The organism is Thermomicrobiales bacterium (genome assembly GCA_037045155.1).
GTDB lineage: Bacteria > Chloroflexota > Chloroflexia > Thermomicrobiales > CFX8 > JAMLIA01.
In genome coordinates, this window is the sequence record JBAOIG010000003.1 from 285,406 (window position 1) to 309,216 (window position 23,811).

13 protein-coding genes are annotated in these 23,811 nt (G+C 64.9%); 6 read left to right on the forward strand and 7 right to left on the reverse strand.

The features are described from left to right. The first annotated feature begins 148 nt into the window (after nucleotides 1-148). Both V9F06_04370 and V9F06_04375 read left to right on the forward strand, forming a co-directional pair. On the forward strand, nucleotides 149-1,360 hold the full coding sequence (locus V9F06_04370; protein ID MEI2616868.1) for an amidohydrolase/deacetylase family metallohydrolase: 1,212 nt from the start codon (nucleotides 149-151) through the stop codon (nucleotides 1,358-1,360). Nucleotides 1,361-1,384: 24 nt separating this feature from the next. Next, entirely contained in the window at nucleotides 1,385-3,334 is a 1,950-nt protein-coding gene (locus tag V9F06_04375) for a S9 family peptidase (protein ID MEI2616869.1), read from the forward strand. Between the two features lie 1,336 nt (nucleotides 3,335-4,670). Here V9F06_04375 and V9F06_04380 read toward each other — a convergent pair. Genes V9F06_04380 through V9F06_04390 form a run of 3 tightly spaced genes read right to left on the reverse strand, consistent with a single transcriptional unit; the run spans nucleotide 4,671 to nucleotide 6,257 of the window. Continuing rightward, nucleotides 4,671-5,108: a hypothetical protein gene (locus tag V9F06_04380; protein MEI2616870.1), complete on the reverse strand. Its 438-nt coding sequence runs from the start codon at nucleotides 5,106-5,108 to the stop codon at nucleotides 4,671-4,673. Next, nucleotides 5,105-6,013, reverse strand: coding sequence for a Xaa-Pro peptidase family protein (locus V9F06_04385; GenBank protein ID MEI2616871.1), 909 nt, complete (start codon nucleotides 6,011-6,013; stop codon nucleotides 5,105-5,107). The genes V9F06_04380 and V9F06_04385 overlap by 4 nt, the downstream gene beginning before the upstream one ends. Before the next feature lie 25 nt (nucleotides 6,014-6,038). Continuing rightward, nucleotides 6,039-6,257 carry an aminopeptidase P family N-terminal domain-containing protein gene (locus tag V9F06_04390; GenBank protein MEI2616872.1) on the reverse strand — a complete coding sequence of 73 codons (219 nt, stop codon included), beginning with the start codon at nucleotides 6,255-6,257 and terminating at the stop codon, nucleotides 6,039-6,041. A 410-nt stretch (nucleotides 6,258-6,667) separates the two neighbouring features. Here V9F06_04390 and V9F06_04395 point away from each other — a divergent pair, with 410 nt between their 5' ends. Next, nucleotides 6,668-7,558: an NlpC/P60 family protein gene (locus tag V9F06_04395; GenBank protein ID MEI2616873.1), complete on the forward strand. Its 891-nt coding sequence runs from the start codon at nucleotides 6,668-6,670 to the stop codon at nucleotides 7,556-7,558. A gap of 96 nt (nucleotides 7,559-7,654) precedes the next feature. Here V9F06_04395 and V9F06_04400 read toward each other — a convergent pair whose 3' ends face one another. The 4 genes from V9F06_04400 to V9F06_04415 all read right to left on the reverse strand — a co-directional run bounded on the left by V9F06_04400 (nucleotide 7,655) and on the right by V9F06_04415 (nucleotide 14,708). Then, entirely contained in the window at nucleotides 7,655-9,586 is a 1,932-nt protein-coding gene (locus V9F06_04400) for a S9 family peptidase (protein MEI2616874.1), read from the reverse strand. Nucleotides 9,587-9,629: 43 nt separating this feature from the next. Then, on the reverse strand, nucleotides 9,630-10,565 hold the full coding sequence (locus V9F06_04405; GenBank protein ID MEI2616875.1) for a DUF1177 domain-containing protein: 936 nt from the start codon (nucleotides 10,563-10,565) through the stop codon (nucleotides 9,630-9,632). 82 nt (nucleotides 10,566-10,647) lie between these two features. Next, entirely contained in the window at nucleotides 10,648-12,399 is a 1,752-nt protein-coding gene (locus V9F06_04410) for a M28 family peptidase (GenBank protein ID MEI2616876.1), read from the reverse strand. After that, nucleotides 12,396-14,708: a xanthine dehydrogenase family protein molybdopterin-binding subunit gene (locus tag V9F06_04415; GenBank protein MEI2616877.1), complete on the reverse strand. Its 2,313-nt coding sequence runs from the start codon at nucleotides 14,706-14,708 to the stop codon at nucleotides 12,396-12,398. Before V9F06_04415 ends, V9F06_04410 begins: the two co-directional genes overlap by 4 nt. Before the next feature lie 1,038 nt (nucleotides 14,709-15,746). On the opposite strand from V9F06_04415, the gene V9F06_04420 reads away from it, so the two are divergent. From V9F06_04420 to V9F06_04430, 3 genes are read left to right on the forward strand one after another with little or no spacing between them, the layout of a single operon-like run. Further along, nucleotides 15,747-20,951 (forward strand): DEAD/DEAH box helicase, encoded by a 5,205-nt coding sequence (locus V9F06_04420; GenBank protein ID MEI2616878.1) that lies wholly within the window; start codon nucleotides 15,747-15,749, stop codon nucleotides 20,949-20,951. Beyond that, nucleotides 20,948-23,680: a helicase-related protein gene (locus V9F06_04425; protein MEI2616879.1), complete on the forward strand. Its 2,733-nt coding sequence runs from the start codon at nucleotides 20,948-20,950 to the stop codon at nucleotides 23,678-23,680. The genes V9F06_04420 and V9F06_04425 overlap by 4 nt, the downstream gene beginning before the upstream one ends. Next, complete coding sequence (locus V9F06_04430) at nucleotides 23,658-23,798, forward strand: hypothetical protein (protein MEI2616880.1); 141 nt, start codon at nucleotides 23,658-23,660, stop codon at nucleotides 23,796-23,798. The genes V9F06_04425 and V9F06_04430 overlap by 23 nt, the downstream gene beginning before the upstream one ends. Nucleotides 23,799-23,811 lie beyond the last annotated feature (13 nt).

Sequence of the window (23,811 nt, forward strand, 5' to 3'; positions counted from 1 at the left end):
GTTCCTTTCTCTCCCGGCGTCCCTCATTCTCCGTCGCGCATGGTAGACGACACGGGCTAATCCCGCGAGAGCCATTGACGGACTCCGGCCTCGCCAGTAGGTTGTCCGAGCGACGTGGCGATGCCGCCGGCAGGGAGGGCAGTGACAGATGCAGGCAGGTCAGTACGACACCGTGATTCGTGGCGGGCGGGTGATCGACCCGGCCTCGGAAGTTGACGGGGAGCTGGATGTCGCGATCAGCGGCGGGAAGGTCGCGGCAGTCGCTGCCGGGATCGACGCGACGAACGCGGCGCGTGTCATCGACGCGAGTGGGCAGATCGTGACGCCGGGCCTCGTCGATCTGCACACACATATCTACTGGGGCGTCACCTACTGGGGTATCGAGCCGGACCCGGTCGCCGCGGTCAGCGGGGTGACGACCTGGCTGGATGTCGGCAGTGCGGGATCGTATACGTTCCCCGGCTTCCGCCGATTCATCGTCGAGCCGAGCAGGATTCGCGCGTTCGCGTTGCTGAACCTGTCGGCGATTGGTCTGGTCGCGCCGACCTGGGAACTGTCGAACCCCGATTACCTGAATGTCGATCTCGCCGAGTCGATCGTCAACGAGAATCGCGATCTGATCCTCGGGATCAAGGCGCGAATCGACCGCAACACCACACGAGGTGTCGGCCTGCTGGCGGTCGAGCGCGCGCGTGAGCTGGCCGACCGGGTCGGACTGCCGCTGATGGTCCACATCGGCTCCGGACCGCCGACGATCCGCGAGGTGGCCGGCCTGCTGCGTCCGGGCGACATCCTGACTCACTGCTTCACCGGCGGCGACATGCGGATTATGGATGGAGACGGCAAGGTTCTCCCGGAGATACAGGAGCTGCAGAAGCGCGGGCTGGTGCTGGACATCGGCCACGGCGGCGGCTCGTTCTCTTACGAGGTGACCGAGGCGATGCTGGATCAGGGCGTCGTGCCAGACGTGATCTCCAGCGACATCCACCAGACTGCCCGGCAGGGGCCGATGTTCGACCTGCCGACTACATTGTCGAAGTTCCTCAACCTGGGTATGAGCCTGCCGGACGTCATCGCGCGAGCGACCACGAACGCGGCGAAGGCGATGGGCAAGCCCGAGCTCGGCACGCTGTCGGTCGGAGCGCCGGCCGACGTCGCGATCTTCCGGCTAGACGAAGGGGAGTACGCATTCTTCGATGCCGGCATGGACCGGCGTTCGGGCGCGCAGCTGTTGACCGCAACGGAGACGTTGGTCGATGGCGAGCCGTTGCCGCGCGTCCCCGAGTTGCCAATGCACTCGTGGGCAAAGCTGCAGGAGCACCAGCAAGGTGTTCGACGGCCTGAGGACTACGGTAAGTAAGCGAGAATAGCTAGTGGAGAAGAAGTGACTGATATTCGAATGCTGCCGTTCGATGTGGCGGTGGCCGCGACCGTGCTTGCTGATATCCAGATCTCGCCAGACGGCAGCCAGGTTGCCTACGTAACAACCGCGGCGTCAGTCGAGGGCGAGGCCCCGACCAGCGCGATCTGGCTGGTGAGCACCGAGGGTGGCGCCTCTCGACGGCTGACAACGTCGGAGGTCGTGGACGGCGCGCCCCGTTGGTCTCCGGACGGCTCGGCCATCGCGTTCCTGTCGGACCGGCTCAAGCGCGGCGTCACGCAGGTGTACGTCATCACACTCAGTGGCGGCGAGGCGATCCGGCTCACGGAGCACCCGGGGCCGGTCACCAGCGTCGAGTGGTCGCCGGATGGTCGGATGCTTGCGTTCACCGCGATGGACGGCGAGTCTCCGGATGCGAAACGCCGGCAGGAGGAACGTGACGACGAGCATGTCGTCGACGCGGATCTGAAGCGCGCAAGCCTGTGGGTGATCGACCTTCCGGAGGATCTCCGCGCTGCCGGGGTGCTGCCGGAGTCACGGCGGATCTCCCCGGAGGGATTGCATGTCGGCTCGCTCGCGGGACGTGGATTCTCCTGGGCGCCGGATTCACAGGGGCTGGCTGCCGTTGTCGCTCCCGGGCCGAAGGCCGACCACCTGTTCGCCCCGGATCTCGCGACCTTCGAGATGGACGGCACGATGCATCGCCTCGGAAACTTCGAGGGCCTTGGCGATGCCCCAAGCTTCAGCCCCGATGGCTCGACGCTGGCCTTCATCGGCTGCGAACATCGGATGCCGTCGTTGTTCTCGCTGCGGATCATCCCGGTCGGCGGCGGTGAGTCTCGTGTGGTCCTCCCCGACTACAAGGGGTCGTTCACCAGCGTGAGCTGGCTGCCCGAAGGTGACCGCCTGCTGGCGATGATCGAGGAGGGACAGCAGCATGCCATCCGCTTCGTCGATGTCGAGGCACGAAGCGCCGAGGCGGCCTTCGCTCTGCCGGCCGGCTCCGCGGGCCGGTCGGGGCATCCGCTGAGCGTTTCGCGGGATGGTTCGCGGGTCGCGTTCGCTCGCGCGGGCAACGACACGTTGGCAGACCTGTACGTCGCCGATATCGGGGGGACGCCCCGCAAGCTGACGGATCTGAACCCCTGGGTGCGCGACTATGACTTCGGCGAGATGCGCGAGGTTACCTGGACTTCAACCGATGGGATGGAGATCGAGGGCCTGCTGATCCTTCCGGTCGGTTACCAGGAGGGGCAGCGCTATCCGTTGCTTCTCCATATCCATGGTGGACCGTGCGGCGCATGGACGACTCAGCTCTACACGAACTGGCACGACTGGGGTCAGTTCCTGGCTCAGCGCGGCTATGCAGTGCTGATGCCGAACCCGCGTGGATCGTCCGGCCAGGGCTCGGAGTTTCTTTGCGCCATCGTCGGCTGCTATGGCGAGCCAGATTGGGACGATCTGATCACTGGGGTCGATGCGATGATCGAGCGCGGGATCGCAGATCCGGAGCAGCTCGTCGTCGGCGGCTGGAGCGGCGGCGGATTCCTGACGAACTGGACGATCACCCATAGCAATCGCTTCAAGGCAGCTGTCTCCGGCGCAGGCATTTCGAACTGGGTCAGCTTCCAGGGAACGGCGGATGTTCGCGGTGTGTTCGACGCCTACCTCGGGTCGGTTGTCGACGATGTCGAGACGCACTGGCGGCTGTCCCCGATCCGGCTGATCGGCAACGCGACGACGCCGACCCTGATCCTCTACGGAGGGGCCGACGCTCGCGTTCCGCCAACGCAGGGTTATGAGCTGTACGAGGGGTTGAAGGCGGTCGGAGTCGAGACACAGTTGGTGACATACCCGCGCGAGCCGCATACCATCGGCGAGCGTAAGCATCAGCTAGACCTGCTGGGGCGCGTTGTCGAGTGGTACGACCGGCACCTGGGCCGGGGAGAGTAGGGGACGAGTCGCGGGGCGATGGGGATGGGCTGCTGCGCCAAGTCCCATCGCCGGCCCGTTGGTTCCGTAGCGGCCTCGCTGGCTTGTCATTCCGAGCGCGCACGCGAGGGATCTCCCCTACGTTGGACTGCCACGAGCGTGGGGAGATGCGTCGCTGCCGGGAGCCCTCTGGGCAGAGCATGTCCGAGCGGGGTGACGCTACTGCTCCCGCCACTCCCGCGTCTTTGTCATCCTGAGTGCTCCGACCGCAGTGAATGTGTCAGGCCGGCCGCTTCCCATTTCTTTGTCATCCTGAACGGAGTGAAGGATCCGGTTTCCTGCGTTCGGTCACAGCCGCCGGGGAGGAACGGATTCTTCGCTGCGGCTCAGAATGACAGAACCGGAGAACCCGCGAGAATGACAGGATCACTGCGGTCGACTACTGAGTGTTCCGACCAGCGTGATGTGTCCTGCACTGTGGTGCGACCGCCACCACCGCTCGTTGTCATTCCGAGCCGCAGCCGAAGGATCTCCCTGCGTTCGGTCGCGGCCGACGGGGAGGAACGGATTCTTCGCTGCGCTCAGAATGACAGAATCGGGGAACCCGCGAGAATCACAGAATCAGTGCGGTTGACTACTCAGTGTTCCGACCAGCGTAAAGTGTCGGTGTTGGTTGCGGCCGCCACCCCTTCCTCTGTCATCCGACGTCCAGAGGGCACCCGGCAGTGAAGGATCCGTTTCCCTCGTCTATACACCCAGCAGCGGGGGAGGACGGATGTTTCGCTCCGGGTGCCCTCTGGGCGACACATGACAGGGCGGCTGGGTAGTTGTCAACGAGTCACTTTACGCTGGTCGGAGCACTGAGTGACCCGACCAGCGTGATGTGTCAGGTTGTTGGTTGCGCCAGCCTCCCCTTCCTCTGTCATTCTGAACGGACTGAAGGATCCGTTTTCCCTCGTCTGTACGCCCAGCAGCGGGGAGGACGGATGTTTCGCTCCGGGTGCCTTCTGGGCGACACATGACAGGACACGGGACTGGCTGCCAACAAGTCACATCATGCTAGTCGGAGCACTGAGTAGTCGACCGCAGTGAATCTGTCAGGCGAGAGAGCAGCCGTTGATCCGTGCGTAGGGACAGGCCTGGGCCTGTCCTCGCCGTGAGGCGACCCTCTCCCGTACGGCCGCCACCGCGCTATCATCGCTCGGCACCGTCTGGCCGCCACTGCCGTTCGCATGGACCCAGGGCGTGACCGTCCGTTGCGCGCCGCTGTGCGAACCGGGAGGGTCGCCTCACGGCGATGACAGCGCGAGCGCTGTCCCTACACAAGACTCGAATATCGCTCGCTCGCCTGACAGATTCACTGCGGCCTCAGGTTGACAGGGCGAGGGGATAGAGTCACCCCCGTATCCTTGCCATCCCGAGCGCGCACGCGAGGGATCTCCCCACGCTCGTGGCAGCCGAATGCTGGGGAGATGCGTCGCGGCCGGGAGCCATCGCCCAAGGGGCACCCGGGCAGAGCGTGACAGGCAGTGACGGTCGGGGGTTGGCCGCCGGTGAGATTCGGCGGCCCTGCCTGGAGTTGCGATACACACGTGTGGGCTGTCGCCAACATCCTTTCACTCCCGACCAGCGTCACTGGTGTCGGCGAGCCGATTGTGTAGGTGCCCTGGCGGATGATGATGACGATGAAGATCGCCATGACGATGAGAAAGACGAACAGCGTCGCGACCATCGCGATCCGCGAGTCGCGCGACTCCGGGAACCGATAGCGGTCGCGACGCGGCTTTTCGCTCATTCGATAACGATCGGATCGTAGGGATAGCGGGTCAACGGGCGTGCCCGATCCCCCTCAACGACGACCACGTCCTCGCAGCGGACGTAGAAGCGGCCGGGGATGCCGATCTTCGGCTCCAGCGCGAAGCACATCCCGGCGCGGATCGGCTCCTCGAAGCCCGGCGTCATCCAGGGGTTCTCGTGGACGTCCATTCCGATGGCGTGGCCGAGCGCATACCAGGAGAATTGCTCGCGGAACCCATCCTTCGACACTTCGTCGACGACGAAGTCATGGATGCCGTTCGGCGTGATCCGACCATCGCCCATTTCGGCCATTGCCAACTGGATCACCCGCGTAATCGACTGCCACGCGGCCAGAGCGGTCGGGTCCGGTTCGCCGATGAAGGCCGAGCGGCCAAAGTCAGAGCAATAGCCGCGGTAGCGCACGCCAAGGTCGAAGGCGAGCGACGTGCCGTGGTTCAGCGGGCGCGGCTCGTCGCGATCGACCCAGGTGCGGGCGTAGCGGGCCCCGTGGCCGTCGATGACGACGGCAGGGATGAACGAGTAGCCGTCTCCACCGTGCTTCTTGAGCTGGTAATCGACCTCGATTGCCAGATCGCGATCGAGCATGCCGGGGCGGATGCTCGCGATGACGTCGGCGAAAGCGGCATCGGTGATCCGGGCGGCAGCCTCTAACGTCTCGATCTCGTCGGGGTCCTTGATCTCCCGGACCCGGTCGATGAACTCGTCGCTCAGCGCGACGAAACGCGCGGCCGGCAGCGCTGCCTGCAAGCTCAGCAGGGTTTGTCCCCAGAGCATCTTCGGCACGCCGATGACCTGGCCGTCCAGTCCGAGTGCCCGCACCGACTCGGCCAGGAATGTGTCGGGATCGGCGCCGTCGGGCAGGATAATAACCTCGAATGGCAACCCTTCCGCATATTCGCGTATCCAGCTAGGCCGCAGGATGAGCGTCGGATCTCTCGTCCATCCGCAGCACGAGGCCCGTAATCCAGTCTCCGGTCTGCCGGCCGACCTCCCAGGTCGTTGGCGTCTCGAGGCCGGTGACGTATTGGAACGCGGGGCCGTAGGTGAGGTAGGCTGCGTCGATCCCTGCTTCACGCATTGCGACACGGAGCCGCGCGATGCGCCGCGCCTGGTTGGTCGTCTCCATTGCTTCCCCTTTGCTTCCATCACACTGATCTACCTGCTTGCGGGACAATATCGGAGAACAGCGGGATGATGCAACCCGTTGCCTGCCGGATGCGCGAGGCCGAGACCTCGTCGACATGGCCTGCGTAATTGCGCCAGCTCCACACGTTGGAGATTGGCGATTCAGGTGCGTCCGTACGCCCTTTGATAACAATGATGTGACGTCTTTGTGACACGAATCACATTGTCGCGTTACAGCAACGCCCGTACAATCCTCCCTCGGCAGGATCTGAACAGATCGAACGCGCAGGCTGGGGGGCTTGCGCCGCCAACGTACATGCCGGCGCCAGAACCTGACGGTTTCACAGCGTGCCAGCATAGTCCCAGTGGAGGGGATGCGTTATCAAGCGGAATAACTTCCTTGGCCTTCTGTTGCTCGGCGGGACGTTGCTTGTCTCGTCGATCGCGCCGGGCTTGATGCCGGGCGGGACGACAGTAGCCCAGGCACAAGAGCCGACGCACTCATTGACGATCTCGACGACGCCATGGATTTCGCTCATCGCTCGTGTCTCGATCGAGGCCGGCGTGCCGGCCGGCGCTTTGCGGGCGCTCATCGCGGTTCAGTCCGACGGCAACGCCGCCGTCGCTACCGGCTCTCACGGACAGACCGGCCTGGCCCAGATCACGCCGGAGATGGCAAACGTCGTGCAGGCCGGCGGCGACCTGACTCATCCGGACGCGAACCTGACTGCTGGCGCTCGTTATCTCTCGGCAGCGTACGCACGGTGGGGCGACTGGAACCTTGCGGTTGCGTCGTTTGTCGGCATGATCGACGACACTGGCCAGGCGCCAGCCGAACGCCACGACCGAGCGTCGTCGGACTTCGGGATTCTCGCGCGCTACCAGCAAGTGCTGCATCAGCAGCTCTACGTCGATGGCGCGCCACTGACACAGGCTACCGCGCTCGCCTACGGGTTGGAGGCGATCGGGATGCCGTATCTCTCCGGCGGCGACGACATTGCGGCCGGCGGGTTTGATTGCGCTGGCCTTGTCTACTGGTCGTTTCACATGGCAGGAGTCGAGCTGCCTCACGGCTCGGGCCCACAGTGGAACGCAACCCAGCGGATCGATCAATCTCAGTTGCGCCCCGGTGACCTTGTCTTCTTCGCCGGAACCTGGGACGCGGGGATCTCCCACTCCGGGATCTACGCCGGCAACGGCTACTTCCTGCACTCGGTCAATTGGGGAGAGCCAGTCCAGTTGACCTCGTTGAGCGACAGTTACTGGGGAGCTCACCTGGCTGGCTTCGGGCGCATTCCGTAGCGATCAGGGGTTGAATGCGGGCCGGATCGAGATGGGGCGAACACGAGGTTCGCCCCTACGCCTTGGCGTCCTGAGTCCCGATTCCCTCGTCCCCCGTCAGACGCGTTCGGTGAGCCAGCGGACGCCGCGTTCCAGCACATCGCGCAGGTGCTCGCGCTCGATCGGCCCGTGGCCCTCGCGCGGGTAGACAGCGAGCTGCGTTTCGACGCCGCACTCGCGGAGCGCGCGCCACATCTCATATGCCTGGCCGACCGGGCAGATCGGGTCCTTCTCACCGTGGAGAAACAGCGTCGGCGTCTGGGTGTTGCGGACATGGGCCATCGGTGAGAACTGGCCGTACCGGCCGTCCCAGCCAAACGGATCGTCCTGGTAGAAGACCTGGTCGAACGCCTGGATTGTGCTGCCGCCGTGGAAGGAGATCCAGTTGGTGATCGACGCGCCGGCGACGGCCGCGCGGAAGCGGTTGGTCTGTGTGATCGCCCAGGCGGTGAGGTAGCCGCCGTAGCTCCAGCCACCGACGCCGAGCCTGTTCGGGTCGGCGATGCCCTGCTCGACGAGCATCTCGACGCCAGACAGGATATCGACGAAGTCGCCACCGCCCATGTCGCCGACGTTGGCCTCGGCGAAGGCGCGACCCCAGCCCATGCTGCCACGAGGGTTGGGCAGGAAGACTGCGTAGCCGGCCGTAACCAGCAGCTGAACCCAGCCCATCGATCGCGTGCCCATGAAGTCGAAGCCCCAGAGCGCGGTCGGACCTCCATGGATCAACACAACCGTCGGCAGCGGCTCGTTCGTAGTCTTCTCTGGCTGGAGCAGCAGCCCCTGGATGTCGGTCCCGTCGATTGACTGCCAGCGGACTACCTCCGGGCGTGGCATCAGCTTGCCTCTCACGCTCGGGTTCTCGTGAGTCAGTTGCTGCCACGTCAGGCCGCCGTCGTGCTCGGTCGCAAGATGGACATCAGCTGGAACATCCGGGGCGCTGAGCACCGCCGCGATGCGAAGCCCGGTCGCAGTGGTCGCGACGGACAGAATCGGACCGGTCCAGCGGGCAATGCCCCGCTCGCCTCGCCAGAGCTCATGATACTGGCCATCTTGTCGGAGCCGGCCGATCGACAGCTCCCCATCGTCGATCGTGGAGCAGAGCAGGTGCGTGTCGTCTACCCACTCGACGGACAGATATGATCGCGGGTGGCCATCGCTGATATTCCGCGCGATTCCGTCAAGCCCGACGACCATGACGTCCCCGCCAGTCATACCCTGATCGCTGAACGCCGAGACGATCACTGCGACGTGCCGGCCGTCTGACGACCAGGCTGGCCGGGTCATCTGCCAGTCTCCCGCGAGTAGTGTCTCGACATTGCCGCTGGCCAGGTCAATGCGCGCCAGCCGAGCGGCGTACCACGCCCAGTTGTGGGGCGATTCGGAGACGAGCGCGACGACTGCCGCGCCGTCCGGAGAGATGGCGAACTCCCAGACGTGCAGGTCGCCGTGAGCGATCGGGGCACGCTCGGCGGTCGTGGCGTCGATGCGCCAGAGGCGGGTCAGGCGGGACGTGTCTTCGTAGAGGAGCCAGTCGCGGCCGGCCGCCTGCTCGGCCTCCTCCCCCTCCGGCGCGGAGTCGGGGATGGCGGCAATCAGGCCGCGGCCGTCGGGCGTCCAGGCGAAGGCCGAGACGCCGGCCCGGCCGGAGGTAATCTGGACTGCCTCGCCGGGCGACTCGCCCAGGACGAACAGCTGGTCCGGCCCCTGCGGATCGCGATTGCCGAGGAAGGCGATTGACGCGCCGTCCGGCGACCAGCGGGGAGAGTGGGCGCGCGTGCCGGCGGCGGTCAAGGGACGTGGGCTGGGGCTCTCGGTATCGACCAGCCAGACGCGCGAGGCCGGTTTGCGCTCGTGGTGCGCGCTGGCGTTGTCGGCGACGACGTAGGCCACGCGGTCGCCCTGCGCCGGGATCTGCGCGTCGGAGACCTGTTGCAGATCGAGCAGATCGTCGATGGTCAGTCTGGCCGGCTCCGGCGATTCGGTCATTCGGGCTCCCTTCTTCGATTCCGTTCGCGTGTTGCAGGCGCGATCAGCTCGGCGGTGGCGCTTGCAGGTGGGTCATCTCGCCGTAGAGCTCGATCAGCCGGGCGTACTCGGCGGGGTCATGGAAGCGGCACTGGCCAGCGCCGAATGCCTTGGAGACCTCGATGCAGAATCGAGCAACCTGCTCTACATCGGTCAGATGTGTCGCGCCAGTCCCCGAGCCAGGCACTGGCACCTCTGTCGTGATCGCGACACCGACGACCGGCGCGGCAGTGGCGGTGGCCGGCTGGAGGATGCTATTCAGGTGGAAGACGTCGTTGCCGTATGGGGTAATGTCCTGCGTCGTCAGGGCGAAGACGGCCGGCAGCCGGCCGGTGGTCCACTGCATGATATCGAGCAGATCCTCGCTGACACGGAGGATATAGCCCTGCTTCACGGTCGGCGAGATGGCGAACCCGCGCGTGTTGATGATCCGGTTGCCCTTGGTCGTATCCACGGACAGTATCGCCTCCATCCGGGCATCGACCTCGTATTCGTTCATCTGGCTGGTCTCGACCGGGGAGGCCATGAACGGAACCGGGTCGTGCGGGCGGACCGGGGCGTTTGGGCAGACGTGGGTAGCGACGATCACGTCGCCCGGGAGCGCGTCGCCGTGACGCTGCATCAGCCCCAGCTTCATCGCGACAGCGATCGCGGCCAGCGCGCCGTCGCCGTCGGAAACGAAACCGATCCTCTCCGGGCGAGCCCCCAGCCCGCCGAGCCGGCCGATGATCCCCAACGTCGGCGCGTTGCCTCCAGCCGATCGGCCATTTGTGCCTGGCACGACTGCCTTGATGAAATCGGTATAGCCCCGATCGCCGTGGACGCGTTGGATTGTCACGTCGTCCACGCCAGAATCACGGACTAGCGCCGCGGCTCGCTCCCCGTCGGCCGTCGCGCTATCCAGCGCCTCGAAGGCATCGATCACCTGTCGGAAGACCACAGCTGCCCCTCCCGTTCATCGCTCATGCAGACACCTCAGGTTCGCGACCATGGCGCGTGTCGGCCGGTATTATCGCCCGCCCTTATCGGGTTGCGTCCAACGCGGCGCGGGTGGCCACGTTGGCCTGATCGAGCGCGTCGGCGACGCGGTTGCGGGCACGGACCATGGCAACCCACCAGGTCTGATACTCCTCCGAATCACGGGGATACGACGCGAGCCGCGGATACGGAACCAACGACGGGATCATCTGCGTCTGCCAGGCATGTCCGTAGCGATCCTGGCCATACGGCCCGACGACGGTAGATGCGATCGGCGTCAGCGTTCGCGAGAGCTGGATCATCGCGGAGTTGAGCCGTTCGGCGACCATCCCTCCGTCACCCCTCTGGCGGCAGGCGAGACTAGCGGCATCCAGCCGCGTTGCGAGGGACTGGAATTCGCGAGCCCGATCGACCGCGCCGGCCATGTCGATGCCCGACACGTCCAGCGTGGCCATCTCGGCGAGGCGATCGACGAAACGGCCGGCCAGCGGCGCATACTCGTACGGCAGGACATTGTCAGTCAGCAGGCCCCATATCCAGCGCGCATACACGCGCAGGTGCTGCGCGAGCCGCCCCTTGTCGACCTTGTCAATCGTGTTCTCGATCGAGTGGTGCCACCAGCCGAGGCTGGCGAGCGCGGTGCGCTGGATCTGCTCGTCGGTGAACGACATCTCGCCGCCGATGCAGGGCAGGCCGACGCCGAAGAATGACGAATCGCCGTTCTTCTGTTGCCGGCCCCAGTGAATCTCCATCTCCGGCCCGAGCGCTTCGCGAGCTACGCGGACACCGTATTGCTGGATATCGTCGGTGGAGCTGAGATGCCAGGTCGATGAGCCAGCGATGGCTGGCTGGTCGATCTGGAGGTAGGCGATGCAACTGCGGCGCAGACGGTCCCAGTTGGTGTCGGCGAAACGGGAGGACGAGATCATCGTGCCGGTTTCGTGGCCCATCCAGAAGCCCGCCACGAGACCGCGCGGCAGGTCATCGGCGATGAGGTTGAACACGCGGGCAAGCTCGAGAATGCAGGCGCTGCCAGCCGCGTTATCGGTCGCTTGCGGGCCGAACCAGGAGTCCATATGCCCGCCGATCAGCAGGAACTGCCGGCCAGCGTCCGCGCGGAACTCGCCAGTCGTCATCGTCAGTGGCTGCCAGCCGTTGTATGCCTTTGCTCGGAGCCAGACACGGGTCGGGCCGGCGAGGCTGGCGTCCTTCAGCCGCAATCCCTCGGTCCGGGCGATCCCGAGACAGGGCAGGTCCGGCATCTCGCTGACGAGCGTTTCCGGTGTCGGGTTGCCCCAGGCCGACTTCATCGAGCCGAACGGGATCGCCTCATTCGTCTCGTGACCCCAGTTCATCATGATCTGGGCGGTCGAGCCCTTCTGCCAGGCGATCAGCGCTTTCTCGTGCCTGGCCGGAGAGTAGGACAGCTCGGAGAGCGTGATCTTGCCGACGACGTCCTTGCCCTCGTAGTCCGACTCCGCGCCAGAGCCGACGTAGACAAGATCGCCCTCAATGCCCTCGGTTGATGCCGAGTGGCCCAGCGTATTGGCCTGGATGATCCGTGGCTCGGGGGAGAGCACGCGAACCTCGCCGGCCTCCGGAAAGGAGACGAGGCCGCGGAACTCGTGCATCTGGCTCGCCAGGCCGGCCTCCGCGAGCTGATCGTTGGCGTACTCCGCCATGCGTCTGGAATTCTCCGAACCCGCCAGCCGGGAGGGAATGTCCTGCGTGATGTGCTCCAGATGCGCCCAGGCGCGATCGACCGACAGTTCTCCCAGAATACGCTCGAGGGTCATGCCTCGTCCCCCTCGTGCATCGCGCGCCAGAGGCGCTCGCTGGTGATCGGGATCGCCGCCGGCCGGACGCCAGTGGCCGCATGAATCGCGTTGGCGATCGCGGCTGCGCCGGGGACGACGGGTGGCTCGCCAACGCCGCGCGCGCCGAACGGGCCGTCCGGAGATGGCACCTCGACGATGATTACCTCGACGTGCGGGATGGCCGCAGCATGCGGCAGCGCATATTCCATCAGCGTGCTGGAGGTCATCTGGCCGTCGGAATCGTGGATGAGGCGCTCGTAGAGACCCCAGCCGATCCCCTGGGCGACCGCGCCGATCATCTGGCCCTCGACGGCAGCCGGATTCAGAGCATGACCGACATCCTGCGTCACGACGTAGTCGAGCATCGTGACCTCGCCAGTCTCCATGTCGACACGGACGCGGGCCAGCTGGGCCGAGAAGCCCGGGGCGGCTGCCGTCTGAGCGCCAGTCCCGCGGCCCGCGACGGGCGCGTACCGTGCGCCGAAGCCGCTCGTGAGCGAGGCGATCTTCTTGATTGTCAGCTCGTAGGGCGCGTCGGCCGGCATACCCTTGACCCGCACGCGGTCGCCGAAGATCTCCAGGTCGTGTGGCGCGGCCTCCAGCACTTGACTGGCAAGCTCGAGGATCTGGGACTTCGCGTCCTCGGCCGCTCGCTCGACTGCCTGCCCGACGGTGTAGGTGATCTTGCTGCCGCCGCTGCCGCCGGAGTATGGCGCGTTCGAGCTATCGGCGCTGACTACGCGGACGAGATCGTAGTCGACGCCGATCGTCTCGGCGGCGATCATGCGCATCGTTGTGTAGGTGCCGGTGAGATCGACCGCGCCGACGACGACATTGATCACTCCGGATGCATCGACGAGGCACCATGCCGCGGCCGGCTCCAGCCCACCGCGCCAGCCGCCGACGGCGATGCCGACTCCCTCGCGGTAGCGGCCATTGCTGGAGGCCGCCTCGCCCCGCCCGGTCCAGAGCGGATGATCCTTCAGTGGCAGCAGGCAGTCCGTGATGCCGATCACCGGCCAGGCAGGGCCATCCGGGCGCGGGTCGCCTTCGGACGGGACATTCTTCAGCCGGAATTCAAGCGGGTCGATGCCGAGCTTGCCGGCCAGATCGTCCATCACAGACTCGATGGCGAAGCAGCCCTGCGGGTTGCCCGGCGCTCGATAGGCGCCCGGGCCAAGCCGGTTGGTCATCACCTCGTAGCCGCGGATATCGATGTTCGGAAAGTGGTAGCAGCCAGCGATCGAGAATGCGGCGGCCGACATCGGCGAGCCGGGGTAAGCGCCGGTGTCCCACAGGAGATGCCCCTGGACTGCCGTCACCTTGCCGTCCCGGGTCGCGCCGACGCGGACCTCGATCTTCCCGGCCGGGGCTGGATTGGACGCCAGGAAGTCCTCGGTGCGGGTGAGCTCAAGGCGCACCGGCCGGCCGACTGCCAGCGCCGCGGCGGCAGTCAGCGGCTCGATCAGGCCGAACTTGCCGCCGAATGCGCCGCCGACCGGCATGGCGACGAGGCGAACCTTCTCCTCACTCAGCCCGAGGGTCTGGGCAACGACCTGCCGGGTGCGAAACATCCCCTGGGTGCTGGCGTGGACGACAACCCCACCCATGCCGTCCGGCGCGGCGACGCAGGTCTGTGGCTCGATGTAGCCCTGATGGATCCAGGCGGTCTCGAACACCCCCTCCGCGATAGCATCCGCCGCGGCGAGGCCGGCCGCGATGTCGCCCATCTTCAGGTGTGTGCGGCCGCTGACGTTGGCCGAGAGGCGCTGGACCGGCTCCTTCTGCGCGCCCCCGGCGGCGATGCCGTGCATTGCGGCCTCGGCGGCGTCCTCGGTCATTGATGTGATCACGCGGGCCAGCGGGCTGTCGATCGCGATTGCGGCCTCGATGTCAACGACGGCCGGCAGCTCCTCGATGTCCACCTCGACCAGCTCGGCGGCGATGGCTGCCGCAACGGGCGTCTCGGCCAGCACGAGCGCAACCGGCTGGCCGGCGAAGACGATCTCGGATTTTGCCAGCGATTCCGACGCTCGGGGCGGACCGCCCTGCGGCGCGAACGGCAGATCGGCGGCGGTCAGCACCGCGACGACTCCCTCGACCGCCAGCGCAGAAGAGCTATCGATCCCGACGATGCGCGCGTGGGCGGCGACGCTGAGCACCGGCCGGGCATGCAGCATGCCGGGCAGCCTCAGGTCGCCCGTGTAGTGTTCCTGCCCCATCAGCTTGGGTGGCGCGTCGGCCCGTCGCGTTCGCTGGCCGATTACTCGCTGCTTGCTCCCCGTCATGAAATGTCCCCTCTCGATCATGCTCGTTTGGGGATATCGTCGCATACCCTACCTGGATCCGCGAGCCATTATCCGGGTCGTGAGTCGTGGTCGAATGAATCCGTCAACCCAAATGGGTCAGTGAAAATGTCACCCCACGAAGGGCAGGGTGACGTTGACCGCCCGAGACCAGACCTGACTCCAGGCCCTCAACCAACTCCTTTCCGGGCAACTCACCGCCGATGTGGCGGCCGAGGCGCTTACCCTGTCGCACCGACAGGTGCGTTACCTGGTGGCGCGTTATCGTGAGGATGGCGCCGTCGCCGTCTGAGAGTGCGTGTCATCAACGATGACGATGGCGTCGGTCACGTCGATGAGGCTGATGAGGCTAAAGAGCGTCGAAGCCGCGGGGATCTCGTAAACGTGGTCATCGATGGCTAGTTGCCCCACGACAAGGTGGCGCTCTAAGGATCAGACGCCGACGAGATCGATCGCGCCACGTCCAACTCTCCGCTATATACGCGACGAACAACCCCGTCGTCAATTGTGACTACATCAGCCATTGGGCATCGGGCCAGGGTGACGATCCAGCCAGGAAGACAACGTTCGAATGTTGCCAGATCCAACCGGGCGAACACTCGATCAATCGTGTCATCGGAGGAATGGTCGTTCGGCAGGCCGAGGAAGGTTACCAGCCAGACTCGCTCAGCTTGGCCATGGAGTGCGAGATCGACTCAGAAGTCGGCGTCACTGAGAATGGCACAGACCACAGCACTGATAGTTTCGAGCAGGTGGTCATAACTGGTGCGCTCGATTCGTAGAGTTAGAGACGAGCCAGGATACTGATAGATAGTCAGACATGTACCCTAAGCCACGACATAACAAGTTGACGCGTTGTCGTCAGCGTGCCGTCTACGTACACCCAGAATCAGGACACGCTTGCCCTTCACCAGCGACCTGATAATCTTGACGGGCAGATCACCCACTCCCACGCTTGCGAATCACATTCAAGCGCCTTGCCTGTATACACATCATGTTTCTTGCGCTAAGGAGTAATTCATGGATGTCTTCGGCTTGCGACGGCACCTCATCGACGACTACGCCTCGTACGTCCAGAGCTTCATCCGCATCCGCGACCAGAAGATCCGCGACCACGTACGGGCCGAGATGGACGCGGGGGCGCTCTGGCCAGAGCCGTTGATTCAGCTCAACCCGTCCTTCGCGCCGGGTGAGACGATCGATGAGCTTGTCGGAGCTGGGGTGCTGCATCACGAATGCAGCAATATCTTCCAACGCAAGTCCGAAGATGATCCGCCGCGACCGCTACGACCGCACCGTCACCAGGTCGACGCCATTCACGCTGCCAGGGCTGGGCGTAATTATCTTCTGACGACCGGCACGGGGTCCGGGAAGAGCCTGGGCTACATCATCCCGATCGTGGATCACGTGCTGCGGCGCGGATCGGGGCGTGGCATTCAGGCGATCGTTGTCTATCCAATGAATGCGCTCGCGAACAGCCAGATGGGTGAGCTCGAGAAGTTTCTGAAGCTTGGTTTTCCGGAGGGCAAGTCGCCGATAACGTTCGCCCGCTACACCGGTCAGGAGAAAGAGGATGAGCGCCAGGAGATCCTCGATAACCCCCCTGACATTCTGCTGACCAACTACGTGATGCTCGAGCTGATTTTGACGCGTCCACGTGATCGACGGATTGTTGACGCCGCGCGGGAGCTGCAGTTCCTTGTGCTCGATGAACTCCATACGTACCGCGGTCGGCAGGGCGCCGACGTGGCGATGCTCGTTCGACGCGCTCGAAACCTGATGGCTGCTGATACGCTGCAATACGTCGGGACATCCGCCACGCTCGCCTCAACGGGTTCGCTCGACGAGCAACGAGGTGCGATCGCAGAAGTTGCCGCCCAGATCTTCGGCGCTCCAGTAGAGCCGTCGGACGTCATCACTGAGACTCTGCGACGGTCGACGGTTGACTATTCGCCTGACGATGGAGCATACGTTGCGGCGCTTTCGAACGCCGTTCGACTTGCCGGCTCTATCAGCGCGTCCGACTACGAATCCTTCATTACTAATCCACTGGCACGATTTATCGAAAGTACGTTCGGGGTGGCTACCGATCTCGTCAGCGGGGAGCTCGTGAGGAGAAGTCCTCGCAGTGTTCGAGGGACGCAGAGCGCGGCTGCCTCACTCAGCGAGTTAACAGGCATTGGAGAGACCGAGTGCGCTACGGCGATCGAGGCGGCGCTGCTGGCTGGCTATGAGATCGAGCAGCCGCAGACCGACTTCCCGGTCTTCGCATTCAAGCTGCACCAGTTCATCAGCCGCGGCGATACAGCCTATGCATCAATTGAGACGCCCTACCGGCGCTTCGTTACGCTCTATGGCCAGCAGTTTGTGCCCGGCGATCGTTCCCGTCTCCTGCTACCACTTGCGTTCTGCCGTGAATGTGGGCAGGAGTACTACAGCGTATACCGGGAGAAGGGTGACGACGGACGCGACATCTTCACTCCGCGGGAGTACCTCGAGCGGTCGGAAGATGGCGACCATATGGCCGGCTACCTGTACTCCAGTGACGACCGTCCATGGCCGGACACGGCGACAGCCATTGACGATAATCGTGTCCCGGAGAGCTGGATCGAAGAAGCGCGAGGCGTCCGGCGCATCAAGTACAGCTATCGACGCTACATGCCGGATCCTGTGACCCTCCTGCCAGATGGCAGCGTTTCGAGCACTGGTGAAGGGCTGGACGTTCGCTTCGTTCCGGCGCCATTCCGATTCTGCCTGAATTGTGGTGTTGACTATCCCGGGCGTGGCACTGACTTCTCCCGTCTCACCTCCCTTGGATCTGCGGGCCGCAGCACGGCGACAACAATTCTGACGCTTTCGGCCATCCGCCACCTGCGCGAGACCCCAGAGGAGGAGCTTCCCAAGGAGGCGAGAAAGGTCCTGTCGTTCACTGACAACCGCCAGGATGCCTCGCTCCAGGCCGGACATTTCAACGATTTTGTCGAGGTTGGTCTGCTGCGTGGCGCGCTCTACCGGGCGGTCGCGTCGGCGGGCGCGGAGGGGCTGAGTCACGATGAGCTGACCCAGCGTGTGCAGGAGGCACTCGACCTGCCGCTGGGCGAATACGCGATTGATGACACCGTCAAATACAACGCGCTCACGCAGACCAATCGCGCGCTGCGCGACGTGCTTGGCTACCGTATCTATCGTGATCTGCGTCGCGGCTGGCGGATCACGCAGCCGAATCTGGAGCAGTGTGGTCTGCTGCAAGTAGCCTATGACTCACTTGATCTGGTCAGCGCCGACGAGGAAGTCTGGCAGGGGAAGCATGAGGCGCTGGTGACTGCGAGCGCCGAGACGCGCGCAGCGATATCCAGAGCGCTCCTCGATGTCATGCGCCGCGAGCTGGCGATCCGCGCAGACTACCTTGAGCCGTTGCGCCAGGAACAGATCAAGTCCAATAGCAATCAGTATCTTCGCTCGCCGTGGCCGATCGATGAGCAGGAAGAGATGGAGTCCGGCAAGATTCTCTATCCTCGACCTCAGCGACAGAACGAGCCGCGAACGAACGCGTACGTGTCGGCCCGCAGCCGCTACGGGCAATACCTGCGCCGCTCGTCGACGTTCTCTGAGTATGGCGCACGGCTCACATTAGAGGACACGGCTGAGATCATTCTTCAGCTGCTCGACGGACTGCGTATCGCTGGGTTGGTCCAGCAGGTCGACGATCCCAGATCGGACGGTGATGTCCCTGGCTACCAGATTCCGGCAGCGGCTATGCGCTGGATCGCCGGTGATGGGAAGACACCACTGTACGATCCGACGCGGGTCAATCCCGGAACCGAACGGGCAACGCAGTCAAATCAGTTCTTTGTCGACTTCTATCACCATGAGGCCGTCGGGAATATCGGGATCGAGGCGCGCGAGCACACCGCCCAGGTCCAGAGCGAGCAGCGCGAGGAGCGCGAGAGGCAGTTCCGCACGGCAGCATTACCTGTCCTCTTCTGCTCCCCGACGATGGAGCTGGGCGTCGATATCTCTGAGCTGAATGTCGTCAACATGCGCAACGTCCCGCCCACGCCGGCGAACTACGCCCAGCGGAGTGGTCGGGCGGGTCGCCATGGGCAGCCTGCGCTCGTCTTTACCTACTGCGCCTCCGGTAGCCCGCACGACCAGTATTTCTTCCGCCGCCCGGAACTTGTCGTTGCCGGAGCGGTCAGCCCGCCGCGGCTCGATCTGGCCAACGAGGATCTGATCCGCTCCCACATCCACGCTATCTGGTTGGCGGAAACGGGTCAGAACCTGCATCGGTCGTTGGGTGACATTCTGGACCTGTCTGGTGAGCGACCAACTATGGCTCTGCAATCCGATGTCCGGGCCGGCCTCGAGCAGCACATTGCGCGCCAGCGAGCGGTGGCGCGCAGCCGTCGAGTGCTGTCCGGTATCGAGGAGACACTGCAATCCGCTCCATGGTATTCGGATGAGTGGCTAGAAGGCACACTGGGTGGCGTCATGCACGAGTTCGATCGCGCCACGTCGCGCTGGCGCGACCTGTACCGCTCGGCGCTGGAGCAGGCGCAGGCGCAGACGCGGATCATTCACGACGCCACCAGGCCGCACTCGGAGAAGAAGGATGCACAGCGACTTCGGCGGCAGGCTGAGGCGCAGTTGAGCCTGTTGACCGCGAGCGACAGGCTCTCGCAGTCCGATTTCTACTCCTACCGCTACTACGCCAGCGAGGGCTTCTTGCCCGGGTATTCTTTCCCCCGTCTGCCGCTTGCGGCGTTCATTCCTGGCCGAAGGCTATCCCGCGATGAGTTTCTGCAGCGGCCGCGGTTCCTGGCGATCTCGGAGTTCGGGCCGGGTTCGATCATCTACCACGAGGGCGCGCGCTACGTCATCGACCGGGTCCACATTCCCGCTGGTGAATCTGGTGAGCCGGGTGCGTCGCACCCTGAGCTGCCGACGACATCGATGAAGCAATGCGACACGTGCGGCTATATGCATCCGCTGACCGGCGCCGTAGGGCCGGATGTGTGTGAGCGTTGTGGGGCCGAAATGCGCGGGATGCTCGGCTCGCTCTTTCGAATGCAGAGTGTGACAACCCGCCGACGCGACCGCATCTCGTCTGACGAGGAGGAGCGGCTGAAGCGCGGCTACGAGTTGCGCTCCGGCGTGCGATTCGCCGTGCGGGATGGGCGTCCTTCGTTCCGGTCAGCGACCGTTCAGATCGACGGTGCGCCGGCAATGAAGCTCTCGTATGGAGACGCGACGACCATCTGGCGCCTCAATATGGGGTGGCGGCGTCGGAAAGTCCAGGATCAGTACGGCTTCGTGCTGGATGTGCAGACTGGCCGCTGGCAAAAGGCAGACAGCGAGGTGTTTGACGATGATGACGTACCCCAGCCTGGCGCTGCTCATACGGCGCGGGTGATCCCCTACGTCGAAGATCGGCGCAACGTCCTGCTGATCGATCCGGAGGACAAGCTCACGGTCGAGCAGTTCACCAGCCTGCAGGCTGCGCTCAAGAATGCTATTCAGCTCGTTTACGACCTTGAGGATAACGAGCTCGCCGCCGAGCTCCTGCCGGACCGTGAGCGACCAAAATCCATGCTGCTCTATGAGTCGGCTGAGGGAGGCGCTGGCGTCTTGCGGCGTCTGGTCGATGATCCGGACGGCATTGCGCAGGTGGCGCGTCGAGCGCTGGAGGTCTGCCACTTCGACGCGGATGGCGCCGATCTCCGGCGTTCGGACCGCATGAAGGAAGACTGCGAGGCGGCCTGCTATTTCTGTCTGATGAGCTACACCAACCAGCGCGACCACCAGTTGCTTGACCGCCACCTCATTCGTGATCTGCTGCTTGACCTGACCCGCTCGATCGTCGAAGCTTCGCCCGGGTATCGATCGCCGGAGGAGCACTTCGACTGGCTGATGGGACGCTGCGATTCCGAGCTGGAGCGAGACTTCCTGCGCTATCTGCGCGAGCACGGACACAGGCTGCCCGACTCGGCCCAGGATCTGATCGCCGACCACGGGACGCGGCCCGACTTCATGTATACCGGTCACGGCAAGGCTGCCATCTATATCGACGGACCGTACCACGACTATCCCGAACGGCAGGCCCGCGACGAGGCGATCACCTGGCAACTTGAGGACGACGGCTATGTCGTCATCCGGTTCGGTCATAACGACGACTGGGCGGAGACAATCGCCCGCCGACTCGATCTGTTTGGGGAGGGACGATGACGGCCAGCGAACCGCAGCCTGGCGCGTTCGCCTCCGGCTCGCTGGTGCGGGCGCGGGGGCGGGAGTGGGTCGTCCAGCCGGAATCGGGCGGCGACCTGCTCGTCCTGCGGCCGTTGGGCGGCACCGCGGACGAGATAACCGGCATCTATCTGCCGCTTGAACGGGTCGATCCGGCCCAGTTCGATTTGCCGGACCCGACGCGGATCGGTGACGATCGCTCAGCGCGCCTCCTGCGTGACGCGGTTCGGCTGGGCTTCCGTTCAAGTGCCGGCCCGTTTCGATCGTTTGGTCAGATCGCCGTCGAGCCACGGCCGTATCAGCTTGTGCCCCTCCTCATGGCGCTGCGCCTCGATCCGGTGCGATTGCTCATCGCTGACGATGTTGGGATTGGGAAGACGGTCGAGGCGGGTCTGATCGCGCGCGAGCTGCTCGATCGTGGCGAAGTGCGGCGCATGGCCGTGCTCTGTCCACCGCATCTCGCCGAGCAGTGGCAGGCTGAGCTTCGTGACAAGTTCCACATCGACGCCGAGCTAATCCTGCCGGGCACCGTGTCGCGGCTCGAGCGCGGCATCGGGGTGAACGAATCGATCTTCGATGTCCACCCGCACGTCATCGTCTCGATCGACTTCATCAAGTCAGAAAAGCGGCGGGACGACTTTCTGCTGCGTTGTCCAGAGCTGGTCATTGTCGACGAGGCCCACACCGCGGCCTTCGGCGAAGTGGGACGGGGCGGCAAGCATCAACGCCATACACTGGTCAGGGACATTGCCGGCGATGCCAGGCGACACCTCATCCTCGTCACCGCGACGCCGCACTCGGGCAACGAGGAGGCGTTTCGCTCGCTGCTCGAGTTTCTGAGCCCGAGCTTTGCGGAGCTGCCCGACGATCTTTCCGGATCGGCGAACGAGGCGAAGCGCCGCGAGCTTGCGCGCTACTTCGTCCAGCGCCGCCGGAGCGACATCCGATCCTACCTGGATGCGGACACGCCATTCCCGGCTCGGATGGAGATCGACGAGACCTACAACCTGACGCCAGAATACCAGCGCCTGTTCGATCGCGTGCTCGCTTACGCGCGCGAAACGGTGCGCGACCCGGCCGGCGGCGACACGCGCCGGCAGCGGGTGCGCTGGTGGTCGGCGCTTGCGCTCCTGCGCTCGCTCGGCTCGAGCCCGGCGGCAGCGGCGGCGACGCTACGCTCACGGGCAGCAACCGCCGATACGCTGACCGCGGACGAGGCCGACGAAATCGGCCAGCGGCTCGTCTTCGATATCGACGAGGACGAGGGCGCAGAGCGGCTGGACGTTGCGCCCGGCGCCGACCCCGAGGATACCGCGGACGGCGGACGCACCCGCCGCAGGCTGCTGGAGATGGCGCGCGATGCCGACGCGCTCCACGGCAAAGGGGACGCCAAGCTGCAGCGCAGCATCCAGCTGGTGCGGCAACTCGTCGACGACGGCTTCAACCCGATCGTTTTCTGCCGTTTCATCCCGACGGCGGAGTACGTGGCCGAAGCGCTTCGCGGCAAAGTCGGCAGACGCGTCGAGGTGATGGCGATCACCGGCAACATCCCGCACGGCGAGCGCGAGGCGCGGGTGCTGGAGCTGGCCGCAGCCGAGCAGCGCGTGCTGGTCTGCACCGATTGCCTCTCGGAGGGTATCAATCTCCAGGAGCACTTCGACGCGGTGATGCACTACGACCTGTCGTGGAACCCGACCCGGCACGAACAGCGCGAGGGCCGCGTCGATCGTTACGGTCAACCGAAGGACGAAGTCCGTGTCGTCACCTACTTCGGCACGGACAATCAGATCGACGGTATCGTCCTGCGGGTGCTACTGCGCAAGCACAAGGAAATCCGCAAGTCCCTCGGCATCTCGGTGCCGGTGCCCGGCAACACGAACCAGCTGATGGAGGCGATCTTCGAGGGGCTGATCCTGCACGAGCAGCAGGGCTTCAACGCCCAGCGGCTGCCAGGATTCGATGGCTTCTTCGCGCCGAAGCAGCGCGAGCTGTTCGGCGATTGGGAGAATGCCGCCGATCGGGAGAAGCGCTCGCGGACGTTGTTCGCGCAGGAGGCGATCCACGTCGACGAGGTGCGTCGTGAGCTGGAGGCCGCGCGCTCGGCGATCGGCTCCGGCGTCGATGTCGCCCGCTTCACCGAGGACGCTCTGAGGTTACATAATACTGTCGTGTCGCATGGCGCCAGCGGCACGCTGCGGATCGACCTGACCGAATCGCCGCGCGCGCTGCGCGACACGATCGGCTACGACGGGGAGCTGCTGGCGCGCTTCGAGCTGCCGGTCCCGGATACCGTCATCTACCTGACGCGGACGCATCCGCTGGTCGAGGGTCTGGCGGCGTACGTGATGGATACGACGCTCGACCCGATCGGTGGGGGCAAGGCCGCCCGGGCCGGCGTGATTCGCACGCGCGCCGTCTCGACGCGGACGACGCTGCTGCTCCTGCGCTACCGGTTCCATATCCTCGGCAGCACCCGCGACGGCTCGCCGCTACTGGCGGAGGATGTCGGCCTGCTGGCGTTCGAGAGCATCCCGGCCCAGGCGCGCTGGCTCGCGCCCGACGCGGCCGAGGCGCTGCTGGCCGCGCGGCCCGACGCAAACATCCTGGCGATCAGAGGCAACGACGTTCGTGCAGCGCGTAGTCGATGGCATTGCAGATCTGCAGCAGCACCTCAACGAGACGGCGTCTGTGCGCGCCAGCGATCTGCTTGACGCGCATCGGCGCGTGCGACGGGCGACGTCGTCCCGCTCCGGCGTCGGGGCGGTGCTGCGGGTCGAGCCGCAGCTGCCGATCGACATCCTGGGCATCTATGTCTACGTTCCGGCATAGCGAGGGGTAGGGG

Excerpts from the sequence above, each read along its gene's own strand:
- V9F06_04370 (MEI2616868.1), top strand. The coding sequence starts at position 149 with ATGCAGGCAGGTCAGTACGACACCGTGATTCGTGGCGGGCGGGTGATC.
- V9F06_04380 (MEI2616870.1), bottom strand. The coding sequence starts at position 5,108 with ATGAGCGAAAAGCCGCGTCGCGACCGCTATCGGTTCCCGGAGTCGCGC.
- V9F06_04390 (MEI2616872.1), bottom strand. The coding sequence starts at position 6,257 with ATGGAGACGACCAACCAGGCGCGGCGCATCGCGCGGCTCCGTGTCGCA.
- V9F06_04400 (MEI2616874.1), bottom strand. The coding sequence starts at position 9,586 with ATGACCGAATCGCCGGAGCCGGCCAGACTGACCATCGACGATCTGCTC.
- V9F06_04410 (MEI2616876.1), bottom strand. The coding sequence starts at position 12,399 with ATGACCCTCGAGCGTATTCTGGGAGAACTGTCGGTCGATCGCGCCTGG.
- V9F06_04415 (MEI2616877.1), bottom strand. The coding sequence starts at position 14,708 with ATGACGGGGAGCAAGCAGCGAGTAATCGGCCAGCGAACGCGACGGGCC.
- V9F06_04420 (MEI2616878.1), top strand. The coding sequence starts at position 15,747 with ATGGATGTCTTCGGCTTGCGACGGCACCTCATCGACGACTACGCCTCG.
- V9F06_04425 (MEI2616879.1), top strand. The coding sequence starts at position 20,948 with ATGACGGCCAGCGAACCGCAGCCTGGCGCGTTCGCCTCCGGCTCGCTG.